This is a genomic window from Sphaerochaeta halotolerans (assembly GCF_003429665.1).
GTDB classification, from domain to species: Bacteria; Spirochaetota; Spirochaetia; order Sphaerochaetales; family Sphaerochaetaceae; genus Sphaerochaeta; species Sphaerochaeta halotolerans.
In genome coordinates, this window is record NZ_QUWK01000013.1 from 70,233 (window position 1) to 89,340 (window position 19,108).

At 46.3% G+C, this 19,108-nt stretch carries 17 protein-coding genes and 1 pseudogene; 13 read left to right on the forward strand and 5 right to left on the reverse strand.

What is annotated here, in order from left to right; genetic code table 11:
* Window positions 1-202 precede the first annotated feature (202 nt).
* Both DYP60_RS11680 and DYP60_RS11685 read left to right on the forward strand, forming a co-directional pair.
* Complete coding sequence (locus tag DYP60_RS11680) at window positions 203-694, forward strand: hypothetical protein (protein WP_117331192.1); 492 nt, start codon at window positions 203-205, stop codon at window positions 692-694.
* 82 nt (window positions 695-776) lie between these two features.
* Window positions 777-1,070, forward strand: coding sequence for a hypothetical protein (locus DYP60_RS11685; RefSeq protein WP_117331193.1), 294 nt, complete (start codon window positions 777-779; stop codon window positions 1,068-1,070).
* A gap of 65 nt (window positions 1,071-1,135) precedes the next feature.
* Here the strand turns inward: DYP60_RS11685 and DYP60_RS11690 are convergent, their stop codons facing one another.
* Window positions 1,136-2,428, reverse strand: coding sequence for a UDP-glucose dehydrogenase family protein (locus DYP60_RS11690; RefSeq protein WP_117331194.1), 1,293 nt, complete (start codon window positions 2,426-2,428; stop codon window positions 1,136-1,138).
* Window positions 2,429-2,516: 88 nt separating this feature from the next.
* Between DYP60_RS11690 and DYP60_RS11695 the strand changes: the two genes are divergently transcribed.
* Window positions 2,517-3,476, forward strand: coding sequence for a nitrilase family protein (locus DYP60_RS11695; RefSeq protein ID WP_117331195.1), 960 nt, complete (start codon window positions 2,517-2,519; stop codon window positions 3,474-3,476).
* Here DYP60_RS11695 and DYP60_RS11700 read toward each other — a convergent pair.
* The gene (locus DYP60_RS11700) at window positions 3,463-4,893 is read right to left on the reverse strand and encodes a mannitol dehydrogenase family protein (RefSeq protein WP_165849565.1); all 1,431 of its coding nucleotides are present in this window, start codon (window positions 4,891-4,893) and stop codon (window positions 3,463-3,465) included. The genes DYP60_RS11695 and DYP60_RS11700 overlap by 14 nt on opposite strands.
* A gap of 301 nt (window positions 4,894-5,194) precedes the next feature.
* Here DYP60_RS11700 and tnpA point away from each other — a divergent pair, with 301 nt between their 5' ends.
* Window positions 5,195-5,650 carry an IS200/IS605 family transposase gene (tnpA, locus tag DYP60_RS14320; RefSeq protein WP_117331197.1) on the forward strand — a complete coding sequence of 152 codons (456 nt, stop codon included), beginning with the start codon at window positions 5,195-5,197 and terminating at the stop codon, window positions 5,648-5,650.
* Between the two features lie 122 nt (window positions 5,651-5,772).
* Here tnpA and DYP60_RS14570 read toward each other — a convergent pair.
* Window positions 5,773-6,096 (reverse strand): annotated as a pseudogene (locus DYP60_RS14570) (RloB family protein); the annotation flags it as partial.
* Window positions 6,097-6,142: 46 nt separating this feature from the next.
* Here DYP60_RS14570 and DYP60_RS14050 point away from each other — a divergent pair.
* A complete protein-coding gene (locus DYP60_RS14050; RefSeq protein ID WP_133299341.1) occupies window positions 6,143-6,397 on the forward strand; it encodes a hypothetical protein in 255 nt (84 codons plus the stop codon).
* Here the strand turns inward: DYP60_RS14050 and DYP60_RS11720 are convergent.
* Window positions 6,370-7,662 carry an AAA family ATPase gene (locus tag DYP60_RS11720; protein WP_165849566.1) on the reverse strand — a complete coding sequence of 431 codons (1,293 nt, stop codon included), beginning with the start codon at window positions 7,660-7,662 and terminating at the stop codon, window positions 6,370-6,372. The two genes, DYP60_RS14050 and DYP60_RS11720, sit on opposite strands and share 28 nt — an antisense overlap.
* A gap of 50 nt (window positions 7,663-7,712) precedes the next feature.
* Window positions 7,713-7,862: a helix-turn-helix domain-containing protein gene (locus DYP60_RS11725; RefSeq protein WP_117331200.1), complete on the reverse strand. Its 150-nt coding sequence runs from the start codon at window positions 7,860-7,862 to the stop codon at window positions 7,713-7,715.
* Between the two features lie 181 nt (window positions 7,863-8,043).
* On the opposite strand from DYP60_RS11725, the gene DYP60_RS11730 reads away from it, so the two are divergent.
* The 8 genes from DYP60_RS11730 to DYP60_RS11765 all read left to right on the forward strand — a co-directional run bounded on the left by DYP60_RS11730 (window position 8,044) and on the right by DYP60_RS11765 (window position 18,693).
* Entirely contained in the window at window positions 8,044-9,396 is a 1,353-nt protein-coding gene (locus DYP60_RS11730; protein WP_117331201.1) for an AAA family ATPase, read from the forward strand.
* Window position 9,397: 1 nt separating this feature from the next.
* Window positions 9,398-10,141, forward strand: a complete 744-nt coding sequence (locus DYP60_RS11735) for an RloB family protein (RefSeq protein WP_117331202.1) — start codon at window positions 9,398-9,400, stop codon at window positions 10,139-10,141.
* 276 nt (window positions 10,142-10,417) lie between these two features.
* Window positions 10,418-11,671 carry an ABC transporter substrate-binding protein gene (locus tag DYP60_RS11740; RefSeq protein WP_117331203.1) on the forward strand — a complete coding sequence of 418 codons (1,254 nt, stop codon included), beginning with the start codon at window positions 10,418-10,420 and terminating at the stop codon, window positions 11,669-11,671.
* 84 nt (window positions 11,672-11,755) lie between these two features.
* A complete protein-coding gene (locus tag DYP60_RS11745; RefSeq protein WP_117331204.1) occupies window positions 11,756-12,646 on the forward strand; it encodes a carbohydrate ABC transporter permease in 891 nt (296 codons plus the stop codon).
* Window positions 12,639-13,463, forward strand: coding sequence for a carbohydrate ABC transporter permease (locus DYP60_RS11750; RefSeq protein WP_117331205.1), 825 nt, complete (start codon window positions 12,639-12,641; stop codon window positions 13,461-13,463). The genes DYP60_RS11745 and DYP60_RS11750 overlap by 8 nt, the downstream gene beginning before the upstream one ends.
* Window positions 13,464-13,466: 3 nt before the next feature.
* Window positions 13,467-15,809 carry a glycoside hydrolase family 31 protein gene (locus tag DYP60_RS11755; protein ID WP_117331206.1) on the forward strand — a complete coding sequence of 781 codons (2,343 nt, stop codon included), beginning with the start codon at window positions 13,467-13,469 and terminating at the stop codon, window positions 15,807-15,809.
* 45 nt (window positions 15,810-15,854) lie between these two features.
* Window positions 15,855-16,853 carry a LacI family DNA-binding transcriptional regulator gene (locus DYP60_RS11760; RefSeq protein ID WP_117331207.1) on the forward strand — a complete coding sequence of 333 codons (999 nt, stop codon included), beginning with the start codon at window positions 15,855-15,857 and terminating at the stop codon, window positions 16,851-16,853.
* Window positions 16,854-17,151: 298 nt separating this feature from the next.
* On the forward strand, window positions 17,152-18,693 hold the full coding sequence (locus tag DYP60_RS11765) for a fucose pyrophosphorylase domain-containing protein (RefSeq protein ID WP_117331208.1): 1,542 nt from the start codon (window positions 17,152-17,154) through the stop codon (window positions 18,691-18,693).
* Window positions 18,694-19,108 lie beyond the last annotated feature (415 nt).

The window sequence follows — 19,108 nt, forward strand, 5'->3', positions numbered from 1 at the left end:
CATCTCCTGGAAATAGAATATTCAGCCTGTGAAACTTGCATGATCATAACCACCAAATTAATTCGGTTGAATTACCGACCTGTAAGGTAGGGCACTTTTGTGCTTCTAACTCTCAGCAATACAAGAAAATCGATTCTTTTTACAACTTTTGCCCTCTCCCTCCCTGCTCCATACTGGGTAAAAACAGGATAAGGAGCAGCACATGAAAGAGAAACAAGAAGAGACAAAGGCAGACCGAACCAGGACCATAGTCCTCAGTGGATTTGCCCTGGTGGTACTGTTCATCTTCGCCTTTGGCTGTTATGGATGCAGTTATCAACCAATCACCCCACCGGACCCGGAAGAAGCAATTGATGTTACTTCCCGGCTGGTAGGATCCAGTTGGACTCTTGATGATGCACAGGGTCCACAGGAGGGTTTGGAAGAACTGCACAACATGGTCTTGAGTTCCATCGAATTCAGTGAACGCCAGACAACCCCGGACCAAGAACTCTCTCTCTCACTGCAATTTGCCGATGTTCCCCCTCTCTCTGGCTCCCTTATCTATCAAGAGGAGGAGGGGTTCTCACTTTCCATCGAGGACACCCCTTACCCAGTAATTGTTGTGTACTCACAAAGCAAGGATGGCAAAACCGAAACCCTGACACTCAAAGGGCAAGAAAGCAATATTCACTGTTACTACTTGAAAAAATAATCATTTATGCAGATATTAGAAGAAGAACAAATACTCATTGACACTCGGTCAATACGTGTTCGTTCCATAAGGATAGATGCATATGACACAATATATACCACAGGACCTGCTGTTCTACTCAACGGACCAGTCGGTAATGACCACTCCTTTCCTGATAGAAATGCTCGACTCAGCATTGATAGAGCATATCCAGATGGGGAATGTTGAAACAGCCTACGGGGTACTGGAGATGAGTATCAACTTAACCCAGACCTTGGAGGACAATACCTTGAGCGAAGCTGAGGGAAAGGACCTGCTTCAAAAGGTAAAACGGGAAATAACCAGGGGCAACATTGCCCAGGCAAAACAACACATGGTGGAATTTGCTTTACGTTAGAGCAGAATCAGAGTGAGCTGAAACAGGGGCCTTTCGCCAAAGCGAGAGACCCCTTCTTTGTTCTCCTATCTTCCGATGCTGTAGTACTCCACCCCGGCTTCCAGCATCGCCCTGCTGTCAAAAAGGTTTCGTCCGTCATACACAAGGGCAGTCCTCATCAAGGACTTGAAAGCAGATGGCTCCACATCCCTGATCTCCTGCCAATCGGTGAAGATGAAACAAACTTGTGCTCCCCTCAAAGCATCCTCAACAGTCTGGACATACTGCATTGAGAATTGATACTGGCGCTTGCAGTTTTCCTCTGCCACTGGGTCGAAGGCAGTAATCTCTGCACCTTGCTCCAGTAGGAGCGGTATATTGTAGATTGCTGGGGACTCACGCAGGTCATCAGTGCCTGCCTTGAAGGCCAAACCCAATACTGCAACCTTGATACCGTTGAAGGTGATCATGCGATTGGCAGCCTTTCGATACAGTTTATACCGCTGTTCATTGTTGACATCCACGGCAGCGGTAACGGTGCGGAGATTGTAGCCGTATTGGGCTGCAAGGTATTGTAGTGCCTTGGTGTCCTTGGGGAAGCAGCTTCCTCCGTATCCAATGCCAGCCTTGAGAAAACGGGAGCCAATACGCCCATCATAACTCATGCCGAGGGCAACATCCTCAATATTCGCACCAACAAGCTCACAGAGATTTGCCAGGTCATTCATGTAGGAAATCTTGAGCGCCAGAAAGTCATTGGAGGCATACTTGGTCATCTCTGCGCTTCTTCGGCTCACAGCCACGATAGGAAGATTGAAAGGTGCATACAACTCCCGCAAGACGGTTTCAGAGTGCTTGTCCTCGATCCCGATTACAATACGCTGGGCATGCATCATGTCATGCACTGCCGTTCCCTGTGCAAGGAACTCTGGATTGGAAGCAACCTCAATGCGAACTGGATGCACCAAGGAGTCCTTGATGAACTGCTCAACCTTATCGTTGGTTCCAACAGGAACGGTCGACTTCACCACAACCAAGCAGTCGCGCTCTACACTCTCGGCAATCTGCCGGGCAACTGAGGCCACATAACTGAGGTTTGCCGATCCATCAGGAAGCTCAGGGGTCCCTACCCCGATGAAAATGACATCAGGATCGCGGTAGGCACTCTGGTAGTCAGTGGTAAAAGAGAGAAGGCCCTTTTGGAGTCCTTCTTGGAGGAACTCCTCCAAATCGGTCTCATAGATCGGGCTGATACCCTTGTTCAGCATCGCAACTTTCTTCTCGTCGATATCAACACAGGTTACCTGATGCCCTACATGGGCAAAACAGACTCCTGCGACCAACCCTACATATCCAGTCCCCGCAATCGTCAGACGCATAGGTTCTTCCTCCAAACTTCCTTGTAATGGTAAGAGCTGCATTACGCATCTCGGTATAGTATAGTAACAGAATCTGGAGGGAAAAGACATGGAAACGTACAAAACAGCAACAGTTCAGTTCCAACATGCACCTGGGAATAAGGAGGATAATCTGGAAATTATTACTGCCTATATCGAAAAAGCAAAGGAAGAGGATGTGAAACTCATCGTATTTCCAGAGATGTGCATCACCGGATACTGGCATGTGAGGAACCTCAGCCGAGAAGAAATCAAGGTACTTGCAGAGCCAGTGCCGGATGGCCCTTCCACCCAGAAGCTTGTGAGCCTTGCAACAAAACACAAAATGACTATTGGAGCAGGGCTCATTGAATTGGCTGAAAATGGATCACTGTACAATACCTATGTAGTAGCGCTCAGTGATGGCACAGTCCAGAGACATAGGAAACTCCATACATTCATCAGCGCCCATATGGAAAGTGGGGATGCCTACACGGTATTCGACACCCCGGAGGGAGTAAGGATTGGGGTGCTCATCTGTTACGATAACAACATCATAGAAAATGCACGTATGACTGCCCTCCTGGGGGCAGAAATCTTGCTTGCACCACACCAGACTGGAGGCTGTAATTCTGCAAGTCCGAAGGGAATGAAGAGAATCGACCCACTGCTCTGGGAAGAAAGAGAGAAAAGAAGCGACGAACTGTTGAAGGAGTTCCAAGGCCCCAAGGGACGGGGTTGGCTGATGCGCTGGCTCCCCTCACGCGCTCATGACAACGGCATGTTCCTGCTCTTCAGTAACGGGGTGGGAAGGGACGATGATGAAGTGAGAACTGGGAATGCCATGATCCTGGACCCCTATGGAGAAATCCTTGCTGAATCGAAAGCACTGGGGAATGACATGGTCTCCGCTGAGCTCGACCTTTCCCTCATACCTACCAGCAACGGCAGAAGGTGGATGAAAGCAAGAAGACCTGAACTCTATTCCCTCATTGTCCAAAGAACAGGAGAGGAAGAAGAGACCCGGAAGGTGCGCTTCACGTACGAGTAGAAAGCACTGCGGCTACTCCATTATGGTTCACATGCTCCAGACTGGTGAGTAATGGTTGTTTGAGTGCAGACCCTTGCTCAACAGAGATTCCAATCAGAGAGAAGAACTGTTGTGGTTCTGATTCAATTACGCTGGCTGCGGAAAGCAGCTCCTGTTTCTGTCCGTCATCAATCACTGAGGGGTCAGCAGTTTCAAGAAAGTGAATCCAGAATACCAATGCCAGGACCATTGATCCTAGCGGGAGATGGTTCCTCAAGGCATATTGCAGAGCCGGGATCAAGGCATTGGTGAACTTCTTAGACCCATCCTGTGCAAGACGCAGGATGGTATCCTTGATTGAGCGGTTCTGGAAGCGTGCGATCAACTGATCCTTGTACGCTTCTTGATCGAACCCGTCGATGGAGGGAATGCTCTTTCCCACTTCCTGCATATAGCACTCACGGATGAACTTCCTGAGATATTCATCTCTCATAGCTTCATCAACCTGACGATAACCCAACAGGTACGCTGGATATGCCAAGGCAGAGTGACTGCCATTGAGCAAACGGATTTTCATCATCTCATACGATTCCACCTCACCTGTGACGATTGCCCCTGCCTTGCTGAAGTCGGGCAGTCCTTCCAATCCTTCAGGCTCAATCACCCACTGCAGAAAGTCTTCACTGACCACACTCCACGCATCCTGGTACCCATAGGTTTCAGCAATATGGGCAGTGTCTGCTTCAGTGGTATTGGGAGTAATCCTATCAACCATGGAAAGGGGGAACGAGACTGATTGCTCCAAGAATGGGAGGACCTCGGGGAATACCTGCTCGCAGTACTGTTTGATGCAACGGTACAGCACCTTTCCATTGGATGGCATATTGTCGCAGGAGGCAATGGTGAGGGGATCTTTACGAGTACACAATGCAAGGGCAATGTGCCCTATAGCGCTTTGTGGTGTGGCCGGATGAGCAAGATCATGGACAATGGAGGGATGCATCCAATCCAGAGATTGGTTCTCAGCATCATAACAATACCCTTTCTCTGTGATTGTCAGGGTAATGAGCTTGGTTTGGTTTCGTGCTATGAGCTCAGTTACCCGCTCGGGATACTTCCACCCTTCAGTGTAGCCACGGATACAACCGATAATGCACGCTTTTTCTCCTCCTTGCGGATCTTTGCTGCACAAGGTATAAAGATAGTCCTGCTTTTCTGCTCTTTCTTTGGTAGCGGATGCAAGCAAATCCACTTCCTCAATACCCCAGTTGGTACGTCCCTGCTGCAGGAGTCGATGCAGGAAATAACAGAAGTGGGAACGGTGAAAATGTCCCAGTCCAAGATGAACGATGGAGGGAACCAAAGCGGTTGGATCATAGACAGGGACTTCTACGCTATCTTCCAGTCCTTTGTAGGTGTTTAGGTTCAAGTTCGTCATTTTTATTCTTTCCTCATGCATAGTAATACGGTGCTTGTATGGTTTCACTCCTGAGAAATTCTATCAAGGCCCCTACTCCGGTTCCCAATTGGTTTTTCAACTGTTCAGCCTCATGAGGGAAAGCTTGGGCATGCGTGATGGCGAGAAGGACCCTCCCACGGAAGAACCTGCTGAATTGAATCCTGCTTTTATTAACGGAAGACGCCGAATAGATGAGGGGTCTGGAGTTAAGGGATTCAAATACCCCGCGGCTTGCCGCGGGAGGGCCCGAGGATTAGAATAATTCGAGGGGGGCTCGGAAATGGGTGACAGTACCTATATTCATCTTTCACACAATGTGTCGAATCTGGTGTACCACATTGTGACACCCACGAAATACCGTCGTCTGGCGATAACTGACCTTGTGGAGGAGAGTCTGAGGCAAATATGCGAGGGGATTGAACTGAGGTGGGACTGGATAAGGTTTTTGGAGGTCGGTGCCGATGGTGACCATGTGCACTTTCTTGTGCAAAGTACACCGGAGCACAGTCCCACCGAGATAGTGAGGACGATCAAGAGCGTGACAGCGAAGCGCATATTTGCCGAGCATCCTGAGGTGAAGAGGATGCTGTGGGGAGGGGAGTTTTGGGGCGACGGGTATTTCGTATCGAGTGTGGGCAAGTTTACGAGTGAGGAAGTGATAGCCGAGTATGTAAAGAGACAGGGGAATCCTGCAGAATACAGGCAACTGGTCTTGAACTTGTCCACGCGAGAATGACGAGCCCCTCGGTAGAGATACCTCGGGGCTCTGCCCCGAGGAAATTCATTGTATCGTCCTCCGAGCTTTTCCATCAGGTACCGCTCTGTCTGGGTTCGGCTCCCAATCTTCTGGTTTTCCAATAGCAGTCCATGGTCATACTCCGAGAGGTCGCTGTAATGCAGCAACAACCACAGCTCAAAGCAAGGATTGGTGATACAGAGATGAAATCCTGCCTCGTTGCAAAGTGCAAGCATCGTTTCATATTGGAATTCCTTGAAACTGTGTCTATCACGGTCAACAATAATAGAGACATGGTCAATCTCTGGATGGTAATGATTACTCTGACTGAGTAGCCCAACAGTCTCCTCAAAGATGTTCAGGGGATTGCTGCCGGTATTGGGACCATGACGGAGGGGAATCATCTCAACCATGGGAGAGATACCCAACTCAGATGAGTATTGCATCAGGCCCTTGAAATACTGGTATTCAGTACGCCTCCCCTCACACGCAATGAAAGGTATCAATACCCCAGGGCAAGCCCTGGACTCAGGAGGCGTTGCCTCCTTTTCCGCCCCAAGGGACGGGGTATCTCACCTTGCTTTCCCGGCACTCGCTCGGGAGAGGAACCATCATGCTGATTCCTTTCCTCTCGCTCCGTTGGGGAATGAAGAACCTGCTTCTGGGTGCCAATTGCCTCTCTCCTTGAATGGAACGCTGTCCAAATGGCTGCCCGATCCTCATTCCTCATCCTCCTCGGGAAGATAGAAGCCTCCAAAAAACGGCACCCCTCCATAGCGGCCATTCAGGTAGGCTTGTTCAAGGTGAGCGTCAAACTGTTCTTGGAACTGGTCAAAGGGGTAGATGACACTTGCTCCTTCTTGGTTCTTTTCGACAAAGAAAATCTCATCACGCCGCAGGAGTTGCAAATTGAGAAGCAGACTCTCGTGGGTGGTGACAACCAACTGTACGTTCTGCGTCTTGGCCAACTCCAGGTAGTTTTTCACAAATTGCAGCGTTAGCTTAGGATGCAAAGAGCGGTCAATCTCATCAATGAAGACCACACTGCCAGGTTCTGAGGTAACCAATACGGAAAGTAAATCGAGCAGCCTTCGTGTTCCGTCAGACTCTTCATCATAGCCAAAGTATGCTTCCTTGTGGGCAAATCCTACTTCAGAGAATTGTAGCGCACCACTCTTCTGTTGCATGAGAAATAGGCGGGACCCTATTTGCAGTCGGTAGGGAACTTGCCTCTTGAGGGCTCTCTCTTTGTCAGCTTCATACTGCCCGCGATAAGCTGGAGGCACATGACTTGAGACTTCCTTTTCATCTACCCCCCTAAACGCAATCTGTGATATGCCGGTGGAGAAGTGAGTTATGGCTTTGCTCAGCCTACCCCAATCCTCAATGGGAAAGGCACCATATCCAGTGAGAGCACTGGAGGGATTAGCCAACGTGAGATGGTTAAACCAACTTTGCACTTCTCCCAAGATGGCAGGCAAAGCATTGCTTTGTATCAGGAGCGTATTTTCCGCCCCCTTGAGTGCTTCCAAATGGGGGCCAACAGGTACAGCAAACAGCAATGTATCATAGACGAATGTTTGCTTCTGTGTATTTCGGGCAAAGAGTGTTTGCTCTTTCTCCTTAGTAAGTTTCACCAACCACTCTTCAGTGATTACACTTTCTGCAATGATCACTTCAAACCCATAGGCGTACAGGGAATCATCCAAGGCAATCTCAAACTCAAAATAGGAGGGCTTGCTTCTATTTTCAGATTTCAGCCTGCAATAGACCTCTGGATTCTTGATCGCGGCTGTTCCTTGCTTGATCATGGAGTGGGCAAAGGCCATTGCCTTGATCACATTGCTTTTCCCAGCTGCATTGGCACCAAAAATGGCTCCAAATTTCAAGAGTTGCACTGAGTCTACCGTAAATACCCGCTCTCCAAACCCCAGATGAGCATCGGCAATCAGGGAGAGGCTTTGATTTGTGTCAAAGGAAAGGAAATTCCCTACCGTAAAGCGTACCAACATTATATGCCTCCAAGAAAACTCTACCAGCTCTAGGATAGGCATACAACCTTTTACTTCTTCTGATACAACACAGTTTTCTGGTAGTCAGAGGGGAGCATACCATAGCGCTTTTTGAAGGCTCTTCGGAAAGTCTGGGGATTGGAATAGCCGCAGAGGGTGGTAATCTCCCCGATGGTCATCTGCTTCTCACTGAAGAGCACCCTTTATATGAAGGTCTCTTCTTGTTGAAAGAACCATCTGCTCACATTCATATAAGAATTTAATGCTAATTACAATTATTATTCTATTTAAAAAGTATTTTGCTCATTATACAGCTTTTTATTGTTGACTATAGGGATTAATCATCTTATTCTAGACATACTGAATAAGGAGGAAATACCCATGTTAATCAATTTTACCGTTTCCAATTTCAGGAGTTTCAAAGAGGAAGCATTGCTTAATCTTGCTCCTGCAAAACGAATCAAGGAAAAGAGCGAGCATGTGTTGCACTCCCCCAAGAATAAGAAAGTAGATGTACTTCCTGTATCGGTTATCTATGGAAAAAATGGTAGTGGTAAAACTACCTTCATTGATGCACTTTTCTTCATGAAATTGCGTGTAACACAAGACATATATCCTTCTGTTGCTCCATTCAGGTTAGCTGACACAATGCAGGAAAACAAACCCACGAGGTTTTCAATTCTATTCAAGTATCACGATATTGTGTATGACTATGGTTTTTCGCTTCACAAGAAAGTTGTACAGGAAGAATGGCTTTCAGCATATTTCTCATCAAAACCTAGCCTCTTATTTGAACGATATAATGAAAACGGAAAGCCTGTGGCTACATTTGGACAAGCACTTATCTCTGCAACCCCCAAAGGTAAAAATTACCTTAGCTTTATAATGGAAGGAATAAATCAAGAAGAGCTATTTCTTCGTGAAGCAGTCAAAAGAAATATTAAACTCCTTTCTCCAATTATTGAATGGTTTTCAGACCATTGTTTCATCATCATGCCTGAAAGCAAAGTACAAGCACTTGAGTTACTGTTGCATGATCAGTCTGAAACCCTACAGAAGATAAATGAGCGGATCAAGGAGATGGACCTCGATATTGATGAACTGGACTCAGTACGCAAACCTTTTGATATTGAAAAGTTTTGTTCCCGTTTTGAAGATGCTGAAGCAGCACAATATCATTCAATGTTTGAGGAGATGCAAGAAAACGAAGCTGTTCCTCTGAATGATGAATATGCGAACCCGCATGGAGTGGTACTGAAAACCGCAGAGGGCTTTGAAATGGTCAAGCTGGAAGCAGGATACACAAGGCAGGACGGGAAGCATATTCAATTTGATATGTCATTGGCTTCCAGTGGTATGAACAGAATGCTTCATTTGCTTCCTGCATTGGATCTCATCCATGGGGAAGACACTGTCTTTGTAATTGATGAATTGGAGCGAAGTCTACATACGTTACTCGCTCAATACTTTATCAAGAATTTCATAACAGAAACGACCAACACCCAAATGGGCAACCAACTGATTTTCAGCACCCATGACACCAATCTGCTGGATGCAGATATATTCCGTAGTGATGAAATATGGTTGATTGAGAAAGATCCTGGTCACGGAAGCCATCTCTGCAACCTTGTAGAATTCAAACTTACCACCGGTTTGAACTATGAAAAGGGATACTTGAGCGGCCGATTTGGAGCAATCCCTGTTTTTCATGGAAACCAATTGAGGATTCATTGATATGACAAGCCATGTAAAAAGAATAAAACCACAATTTCAGAGAGATATTAAGCCCTATCGGGATGCTTTTTTGGTTCTGGTTGCTACTGAAGGTGAAAAGACGGAGGAGCTTTATTTCTCGTTCCCCTTTGTTTCACATAGAAGAGTTAAAGTTCTCCCTATTCCCTCTAAGGATGGATGTTCTGCTCCTGCCTATGTACTAGAAAACCTTAAAGCTACAGCAAAAAAACTTGACCTTGGAAAACACGATAAGCTTTGGCTGGCAATCGATAAGGATAGATGGAAAGATCAGCAAATAAGAGAGGTAATGGGACAAAAAATAAGAAAAATGCCTATTCAAGTTGCTGTAAGTAACCCATGCTTTGAGCTCTGGCTGTTCCTACATTTTGCACCTTTACCATCTTCTCCAATTAATTGTTCCAAGGCTATGGGAAAAGAATTGAGAAAAGTTAAGAGAACCTATAGAAAGAACTCATTGAAACCAGAAGAGTATGAATCCGGGTTTCCTCATGCCATGAAAGAGGCAGGAAAAACTAAAGTAGACAAAGAGGGTGTACCAACAAATCCAGGCACTCATGTCTATCTCATCATGGAGGAAATTCAGAAGCTCAAGACAAATGAAAGGTATCAATACCCCAGGGCAAGCCCTGGACTCAGGAGGCGTTGCCTCCTTTTCCGCCCCAAGGGACGGGGTATCACACCTTGCTTTCCCGGCACTCGCTCGGGAGAGAAACCATCATGCTGATTCCTTTCCTCTCGCTCCGTTGGGGAATGAAGACAATACGTGCGGGTAAGTTGAAATTAATACGATCTTGTACATTCGCTTTGCGAAGTCTGCAGCCACTATCAAGGCCTAGAACGAGAAAACACTCATTGCCAAGGCAATTTTTGATTCCGCCATTTCCTTCCAACGCAGAAATTTTTCCTTGACAGGTAAAAACTATGGGGTTTATAGTAAAGGAGTAAAAACGTTTTGCGTAAATTTGCATACGCTTATTTTAAGCCTTACTAGGAGGAAAGAATGAAAAAGATTTTGGGAATTCTCTTAATCTTGGTTCTGGTCAGCACAACCGTGTTTGCCGCAGGAACCAAAGAAGAAACTGGAAAGGATGTTACACTCTCTGTACTCTGGTTCAACGATGCCAATGAGGATGAGATCTTCCTTAACACCATCGATGACTACTTGCAGGCAAATCCGCATGTAAAACTTGACATGCAGATTGTTGCATACAGCGAGTATGACCAGAAACTGAAGTTGATGATCAGCGGAGGGAATCCCCCTGATGTCGCCCGTATCACCACCAACACCCTGAGCGTAGTTGTAGATAGCCTGGAGCCAATCGACAACCATGTAGCAGACATCGAAGCAGTGAAGGCACAGTTCCTTCCCTCTATGGTCGCTTTTGCTTCAAACACGAAGGGTGAATTTGTTGCCTACCCGACCGAGGCTACCGCAAACGGAATGCTGATCAACAAGTCTGCCTTTGACAAGGCTGGTATCAACGTTGATGAGGTCAGCAAGGATTGGACTTGGAGCGAATGGGAATCGATTGTAAAGCAGGTAGTGGCAGCCAACCCTGAGATGAAGTATGGATTGACCGTTGACTTCACCCCTCACCGCTTCTCGACCCTCATGTATCAGTTCGGCGGACACTTCCTGAACAAAGATCAGTCAAATATGGAATTCAACAATCCTGGAACCATTGCAGCCATCAAATGGTTCAAGCACGTGCATGATGCAGGATTGGTCCCCAAGAGTGTATGGCTCGGTTCAGAGAACCCAGCTGAACTCTTCCAAGCTGGGCTGGTCGCTGGACACATCGGAGGGAGCTGGAACATCAACACCTATAACAAGAATGTAACAGACTTCGAGTGGAAGGCTGTTAGAATGCCCAAGGCAGAAATCAACTCTTCTGTCCCTGGTGGTAAGTTCATCGCTTCCTTCAAGGGAAGCAAGAACCAGGAAGAAGCATTCAAGCTGATGGAGGCATTTGCTGACAAGGCTCACAATGAGATGTACAGCCGTGATACCTTCAACATTCCTTCACGTGTTGATGCACAGGTTACCTATCCTTCGAACAGTGATGACTTCGAGGTCTTCCTTGAAGAGCTGAAGGTCACCCCGGCCTTTACTGCAAACGAATGGAAGAACACCAACTTGAGCAAGGTTACCACCTACATTCGAGAGCAAATTGTAGAAGTACTGCTGGGTAACATTTCTGCCGAAGAGGCGGTTGCCAATGTAGACAAGAAGGGTGCAACCTACTTCAAGTAACCTCGATTCTGGATATCGGCTCCTCCTCAGATGAGGGGGAGCACGATTGTTTCTACCGACAGATAGCCTGTCTACCACAACCATATGAAACAACATACCAAGGGAAACTTCCATCAAACAGCAGCACCACTGCTTTTCCTGCTTCCCAATATACTCATATTCGGTCTATTCATCATTGTCCCTGCCATACAGGGGCTACGGATGTCATTCACCGAATGGGGTGTATTCACTACCCCCAGGTTCATCGGTTTTGCAAACTTCGTTGAACTCGCTCAAGACACTGTATTCTGGAAAACATTCAGCAATACGATTGTGTATTCGCTGTTCACTGTCAGCTTGATCATGGTCTATGCTTTGGCCCTGGCCTTGCTGCTCTATAAAAATACCATCAAGGGAGAGAAGATATTCCGTTCTCTCTTCTATATCCCTTCCCTGCTCAGTATGATTACCGTCGGTATTGCCTGGCGATTCATCTTGGGAGATGAGATGGGCATCATCAACTATCTACTCCGCCAATCTGGTGGCTCAGGAATCCCCTGGCTTACAGACGGAAACCTTGCCATGGTTTCCATCATCGGTGTCAGCATCTGGGCTCAGGCTGGATACTACATGATCATCCTCATTGCAGGATTGCAGGCAATCCCCCTGGAACTCTATGAGGCCGCCACGATTGATGGGGCTTCTACAACTAAGACGTTCACCGCAATAACACTCCCCTTGCTCAGGAGCACCTTGCTCGTGGTCATGGTGCTCTCTACCATTGCATCATTCAAGGCATATGAGTTGATCTCAGTCATGACAAAGGGAGGCCCTGGATATGCCACCAAGTTGATTGTCCAACAGGTCTACCAAGTTGCATTCCTTGAAGACCGGATGGGGTACGCAAGTGCCATGTCCATTGTCCTGATGTTGATTATCAGCATCTTTACCTTGGTGCAGTTCAAGTTCACTGGAAAGGAGCAGGATTATGAATAAGCAGAAAGTGTACAACACCATCCATTATGTGCTCCTGATCGTCCTCGCACTCGCAACTTTGCTCCCAGTGCTCTGGGTGGTCCTCTCGTCCTTCAAACCACAGAGCGAGTTGTTTCGTGTCCCGCTTACCTTTCTCCCCCAGAAGTGGACAGTACAGAACTATGTCAGCAGCCTCCAGGCTGGGAACTTCCCGGTGTACTTCTCCAATACAGTATTCGTGGCAGTGGTGTCTACCTTCATCACGGTGATGGTAAACCTTATGGCAGGATATGCACTTGCCAAGTATATCTTCAAGGGAAGAAATTTGATCTTCACCATCATGATTGCCACACTCATGATCCCCTTGCAGGTCATCATGATTCCAATTTTCCTTCAGTTGAAGAATTTTGGAATGCTTAATTCTCTGTGGGGAATCATCATTCCACCGGCGGCAACCCCGACCGGGGTATTTCTCGCACGCCAGTATCTGGTGAACCTTCCTGACTCCCTCATTGAAGCTGCACGTATTGATGGGGCAAAGGAGTATTCAATCTTCTTCCGCATCATTCTTCCCATGAGCAAGCCTATTGTAGCCACCATTGCAATCTTCAGTTTTATGTGGAGATGGAACGATTATCTCTGGCCTTTGATCGTCATCACCGACAACAAGAAACAGACAATCCAGCAAGCGCTGGCTAACTTTGTCGGTCAGCTGCAGATTAACTGGTCTGATCTCTTGGCGATGACAACCATCGCCATAATCCCAGTCATCATAGTCTTTCTTGCATTCCAGCGATTCTTCTTCAGTGGTATTGCCGCTGGATCGGTAAAAGGGTGATCTATGAAACATATTATCCACACACTCCATTCCTGCACGCTTCAGGACGGCAATACGGTTGTAGCTACAGGAACGGGAGGCCAACTCCATATCACCTTCCATACCCAGGAGATTATCGAGGTTTCCTACCACTTTGATTCGGTTCCTGTTGATGAAACGCTTATGGAGGCAAGCAGGTATATTACACAACCTGCCTCTTCGCTCGTTCTGGACCAATCGATTGTAATTACGGAAGAGAATCATGCATTCGTCCTGACTTGCGGCCAGAGCCGCATCGTGCTCGAAAGGCGGTATGCATCGGTCAGTCTCTGGTATGGGGGAATTCTCCAGCATGGTGGACGTGTTGGGACAGCTGACACGGTACTGCCTGACTATCATATCCGTTGTTTCACCAAGCCAGGTTCTCCTGACTCTTTCGGCCGGTTCAACTTTCCGCTCTTCTCCGCAGATGAGTTCTACGGTCTGGGAGACAAAAGTGGGAGTCCAAACAGGAGAGGGCGCCGGTTTTCCATGTTTAACCGTGACTCGTTGGGATATGATGCTGCAAACTCCGACCCCTTGTACAAGTCAGTTCCCTTCTTGCTGAGAATCAATAAGGAAGACCGTGTTACCTGTGGCCTATTGTTCAACCAGAGTCAAATCCGCTTGTTTGACCTTGGTAGGGAGAGCCCCTACTTCTTCTCCGTAGAGGTAGAGGGTGGGCCGTATAGCTATGTTGCCTTGCTTGGGGAGAACTACCATGAGGTATTGAAAAACTACTACAGCGTTACCGGTTTCCCTGCCCTGCCTCCTCTGTTCAGTTTCGGGTTCTTTGGTTCCTCTATGAACTATGTGGAGAGTGATGATGCAGAAAAGCGCATACTTGCGTACTTCTCCACCATAGAAAAGCACCAGATTCCCTGTGAGGGAATGTATGTTTCCTCAGGATATCTGAAGAGTCCTGATGGGAAACGATATACGTTCCTCTGGAACAAAGAGAAGTTCCCTGACTATAAAGCTTTTCTGACCTCACTCAGCAAGAGAGGCTACAACCTCTGTATGAACATCAAGCCCGGTATCCTGACCAGTCACCCATGGTATGAGGAGCTGAAGGAAAAGGGCTATTTGATCAAGGACCAGGATGGAACTCCCTATGAAGAATTCTTCTGGGGAGGAGAGGCCTCCTTCATTGACTTCAACAACACTGAGGCGAAACAGTGGTGGAAGCAACAGCTTAAGGAACAATACCTGAATCATGGATGCACGGGCATCTGGAATGACAACAACGAGCTGGAGCTTGAAGATTTTGCGCTGGAGGCATACAAGACCAAGAGCTTGTATCCCATCAAGATGGCTGAGGCATCCTATGAGGTATTCAAGGAAGCACAACCCGACCGTCGTCCCTGGATATACTCCCGCAGTGGTTACGCAGGCCTACAGAGGTTTGCAAGAACCTGGTCAGGCGATAATGTAAGTGATTGGAAATCCCTTCATTACAACCAGCTGATGGGCATCGGTTTTGGGCTCTCTGGATTACCCTACTTCGGGCACGACCTCGGGGGGTTCTTTGGAGCATTCCCAGAGGAGGAGCTGTTGGTCCGTTCATGCCAGTCTGCAGTATTCCAAGGAAGGTTCGTCATCCACTCCTGGAGGGAAGATGGCAATCCTACTGAACCTTGGTCGTACCCTACGGCTTTGGGATCGATACGGAGCCTTATTCTCGAACACTATCGCTTTATGCCCTATATTTATACTTGTGCATATGAGGCTGCTGTCAAAGGAATTCCCTTGGAGCGTTCGCTCCATCTGGAATTTCCTGAGGATGACTCCCTCTCTCCAGACTGTATACACTCCCTGTTCGGTCCTTCCTTGTTAAAAGTGCTTGTTACGGAAAAGGGCAAGCAGAGTACCACGGTATACCTTCCAAAAGACCTGTGGTGGTATGACCAGGATGAGAATGCATGGGAAGGAGGAACAGAGATTCTCCTCAGCTACCCCCCCGGAGGAGAAATTCGCTGGTTTGCGAAGGAGGGAGCAGTCATTCCAACTGCTGAGGGATGTACCCACCTACAGGATGCACTGTTTGAGCATGTTGCACTTTTGGTCTTCCCGATCAAGACTGCTGAAAAGCAGGTCACCTCCACCTATTTTGAGGATGACGGGGTAAGCGAGTTACATACGGGGAGGTTCAATGTGTGGGAATGTAGCGTAACGGAAAGCCAGCTGACGATTACCAAGACCAAGGGTGGAGCTCCTGTTAAGAAGAACCGGATCTTTACGGTCCGTATCGCGGGAGGACGAACGTTCTCCTTTGATCCGGATACATTTGAAGAGGGAGTATCTCGCAGTTATGCAATTGAAGGGTGACAAACCAATCGTGAGGCTTTACACTGGCATTCTAGGAGAGGTGGCATGGGAGAACCTGTGACAATCATGGATGTAGCAAAAGCTGCTGGCGTTTCGCCTGCTACGGTTACGCACGCCCTGAATGGGAAGCGTCCTGTAAGCGAAATGACACGAAAGCGAGTACTTGCTGCGGTAGAGTCACTTGGCTATGTGCCTTCTTGGAATGCTTCCCGTATGAAGAGTCGTTCTTCTGGTATTATCGGGTGCCTCGCAGCCGATATTACTGAGACGTTCGTGAATCAAATAGTGAGAGGAATCGAGCAGGGGCTCTCTGGGGGACAACACTCTCTCTTCTTTGTCTCTGGTATTGAGTTTGGAAATGACTTGAAGAAGGCGTATCACTTTTTGAAGAGTCATAAGGTGGAAGGAATATTGTTTTGTCACCATCTTCCGATCTGGAAGGAGTTCAACTTGGATACCCAGAACTCTGACATTCCCATTGTCTCGGTGAATATGGATACACCGGGGATGATCAGTGTCATCCCGGATAATACCACCGGGGGTTATCAAGCGGCAGAGCATCTCTATGGTTGTGGCATGCGCCACCCTGCGATGATCTGCGGCCCAGAGGACCGACTCTCAGTACAAGACCGCTTGCAGGGATTCTCCAGCCGGGTTACAGAGCTGCAGATGCAAATGCCTACCCTGCGCTACTATGGGAATTATGACTATGACCACGGGTTTGAGGCAGCGATTGAACTCATGAGAGACTATCCTGAGACTGATGGTATTTTCTGTGCCAATGACTATATTGCAGCTGGATGTATTGCTGGCCTGCAGAACCTGGGGTATGAAGTCCCTTCCCAGGTACGGGTAGTCGGGTTTGACAACAGGGATTTCTCTTCCTTCTGGAATATCCCTATCACCACCTTTGAGCTTCCTTTACAGGAGATGGGCATCCTTGGGGTAAGCATACTCAAGCAGGTCATCAGCACAGGTTCCTATGCAAAGACCAAACATGTGTTGCAGTCTAAGTTGATTCCGAGGCAGAGTAGCAGGGGGTGAGAAAGCTTTAGATTTTTTTTACAAACCAATGAAAAATCTACAAACAAATATAATCAGTTTCAAGAAATTTTGCATATTGACCGAATGAAGCATAAACTAAAAATCAGCTCCAAGACGATGGAATGGATGCAAATTTAATTCTAAATTCTAAATTCCGTTGCAAATTATATACCTTATAATTCATACTATGAATATTAAGTATTGAAATGAAAATATTTTACCCATATTGATGAGATATATTCATTCGACAGTCAGACAATTAGGCCAATGAAAATTATCAAAGGAGCAATCTATTTACATGGACATTATGTTGTCTTTGCCAGCCAATGCCGCTAAACATTTCTCAATAGAAAAAAAATCTACCAATTTTCAGAGACTATTTACTGCCTCTGATCCAAAAAACCAACAACTGGGTTCTGGTGGAGGAACAGCATGGTTGCTTACTGAATCTTTCCGAAATGATAATACTGAAGACGATTTTCATAAGTGGCTACACGCTACAAAGAAAGTAATAATACATGGCGGAGGTCTTAGCAGAAGACTCCCTGCCTATGCCCCTTCCGGAAAACCATTTCTCCCTGTACCAGTTTTTCGTTGGGCTAGAGGTCAACGACTTGACCAGACGCTGGCCGATCTTCAGGTGCAGTTTGCTGAACAGATTCTCAATAATTCAGATGAAAATCAAAATATACTTGTGGCAAGCGGAGACGTGCTTATATTACCATCAAAGAACAAATTGGTTATTCCCAAGGCCGATGTTGTTTTGTTTGCATTGTCAGCTGATCCCTTAACAGCTAGTAATCACGGGGTATTTGTATGTGACAAAAATGAATCGAGTAAATTAAACAATATGCTCCAGAAACCTACCCAACAAGAATTACGAGGTATTATTGATCATCCATTCTATATTGATACAGGCCTCTGGCTTTTTAGTGATAAAGCAATTTGTAAACTTATGGAAAAATGTGTTGACAATTTTTCCAGCGAATCTTTTAATTTTTCGATTCCAAAATTCTATGATTTATATGGAAAGTTTGGACTTTCCCTAGGAGCTCATCCAAGTATATTTGATAGAGAAATATCAGAGCTTGATGTTGCTGTGGTTGTATTGCATGAACAGGAGTTCCTTCATTTCGGAACCAGCATGGAACTAATTTCAAGTACTTTATCAATCCAGAACAAAGAATTAGACCCAACAAGGATGTGGTCAAAAAATATTAAACCACATCCATCCATTTTTATCCAAAATTCCAAGATGCAGGTTAAACTTCAATCAAATAATCATTCAATATGGATTGAAAATTCTCATATTGGAACAGGATGGACTCTTCATGACTCCCATGTGATAACAGGAGTACCTGAGAACAATTGGGAAATCGATCTTCCATCAAATACTTGCATTGATTTGGTTCCTATTAAAAATAGTCAATATGCCGTTCGTTTCTATGGGATTAAAGACAATTTCAAAGGTAATATCAAGGATTCAAATACCATATTCCTAAATCAACCAGTTATCGACTGGTTAAGCAACCATGGAATTGAAACACCAGAGACAGATATTGATATTCACGATTTTAGGTTATTCCCGATATTACATATGAAGGAAATATCTGATACATTTTTACAATGGTTGTTTGAAGAAACTCCTGATAGTGCGCATAGACAAATGTATATTTCTTCAGAAAAAGCATCTGCAAAGGATCTTCTTGATCTGGCAAATATACCTAGATTACTTGATCAACGTATACAATATCGAAAAAGGAATTACTCAACACTGGCACAAAACTTCAATAAGAGAGCCAATTGCAAAATAGGTTTTCAAGAACCTCGTAATGCATAAACATACAAAACCATCACTCACATACCCCATACCTGCTACTGGCCCATGTGACTGACAGAGCTCTGTCTTGTTTTTACTGATAATTGCATGATGGATATAGAAAAAAGGACCTTTTTCTGTTACTGTTTAGTTACTACACAAAACAAACAAAAGAGGTCCTTCTTATGCACCATACTACACCAACCCCCCTGGTTCTTCAATCCCTGCTCTTCTCCCATGAAGACTTTTCACCCTGCCTTTTCCGCAGACCGAGCGAGCGTGAGAGTGAGTTCCTCAGCTTCTTCCAAGGGGTGCAATCCCTGCTCACTTGCGAAGAATTGCACAGGTTGCAGAGGAGCTGTGTTTTGTCAAGAGAAATTGGATAAAATGGTAGTGGGAATTCCCTATTCTGGTACTGTTCGAAAATACTCACTAT

What these genes read in the sequence shown, in the direction of transcription:
- DYP60_RS14050 (WP_133299341.1), top strand. Translation starts at nt 6,143, where the DNA reads ATGAAAGGTATCAATACCCCAGGGCAAGCCCTGGACTCAGGAGGCGTT.
- DYP60_RS11765 (WP_117331208.1), top strand. Translation starts at nt 17,152, where the DNA reads ATGGACATTATGTTGTCTTTGCCAGCCAATGCCGCTAAACATTTCTCA.
- DYP60_RS11730 (WP_117331201.1), top strand. Translation starts at nt 8,044, where the DNA reads ATGTTAATCAATTTTACCGTTTCCAATTTCAGGAGTTTCAAAGAGGAA.
- DYP60_RS11720 (WP_165849566.1), bottom strand. Translation starts at nt 7,662, where the DNA reads ATGTTGGTACGCTTTACGGTAGGGAATTTCCTTTCCTTTGACACAAAT.
- DYP60_RS11695 (WP_117331195.1), top strand. Translation starts at nt 2,517, where the DNA reads ATGGAAACGTACAAAACAGCAACAGTTCAGTTCCAACATGCACCTGGG.
- DYP60_RS11760 (WP_117331207.1), top strand. Translation starts at nt 15,855, where the DNA reads ATGGGAGAACCTGTGACAATCATGGATGTAGCAAAAGCTGCTGGCGTT.
- DYP60_RS11680 (WP_117331192.1), top strand. Translation starts at nt 203, where the DNA reads ATGAAAGAGAAACAAGAAGAGACAAAGGCAGACCGAACCAGGACCATA.
- tnpA (WP_117331197.1), top strand. Translation starts at nt 5,195, where the DNA reads ATGGGTGACAGTACCTATATTCATCTTTCACACAATGTGTCGAATCTG.
- DYP60_RS11740 (WP_117331203.1), top strand. Translation starts at nt 10,418, where the DNA reads ATGAAAAAGATTTTGGGAATTCTCTTAATCTTGGTTCTGGTCAGCACA.
- DYP60_RS11755 (WP_117331206.1), top strand. Translation starts at nt 13,467, where the DNA reads ATGAAACATATTATCCACACACTCCATTCCTGCACGCTTCAGGACGGC.
- DYP60_RS11690 (WP_117331194.1), bottom strand. Translation starts at nt 2,428, where the DNA reads ATGCGTCTGACGATTGCGGGGACTGGATATGTAGGGTTGGTCGCAGGA.
- DYP60_RS11750 (WP_117331205.1), top strand. Translation starts at nt 12,639, where the DNA reads ATGAATAAGCAGAAAGTGTACAACACCATCCATTATGTGCTCCTGATC.
- DYP60_RS11685 (WP_117331193.1), top strand. Translation starts at nt 777, where the DNA reads ATGACACAATATATACCACAGGACCTGCTGTTCTACTCAACGGACCAG.
- DYP60_RS11700 (WP_165849565.1), bottom strand. Translation starts at nt 4,893, where the DNA reads ATGACGAACTTGAACCTAAACACCTACAAAGGACTGGAAGATAGCGTA.
- DYP60_RS11735 (WP_117331202.1), top strand. Translation starts at nt 9,398, where the DNA reads ATGACAAGCCATGTAAAAAGAATAAAACCACAATTTCAGAGAGATATT.
- DYP60_RS11745 (WP_117331204.1), top strand. Translation starts at nt 11,756, where the DNA reads ATGAAACAACATACCAAGGGAAACTTCCATCAAACAGCAGCACCACTG.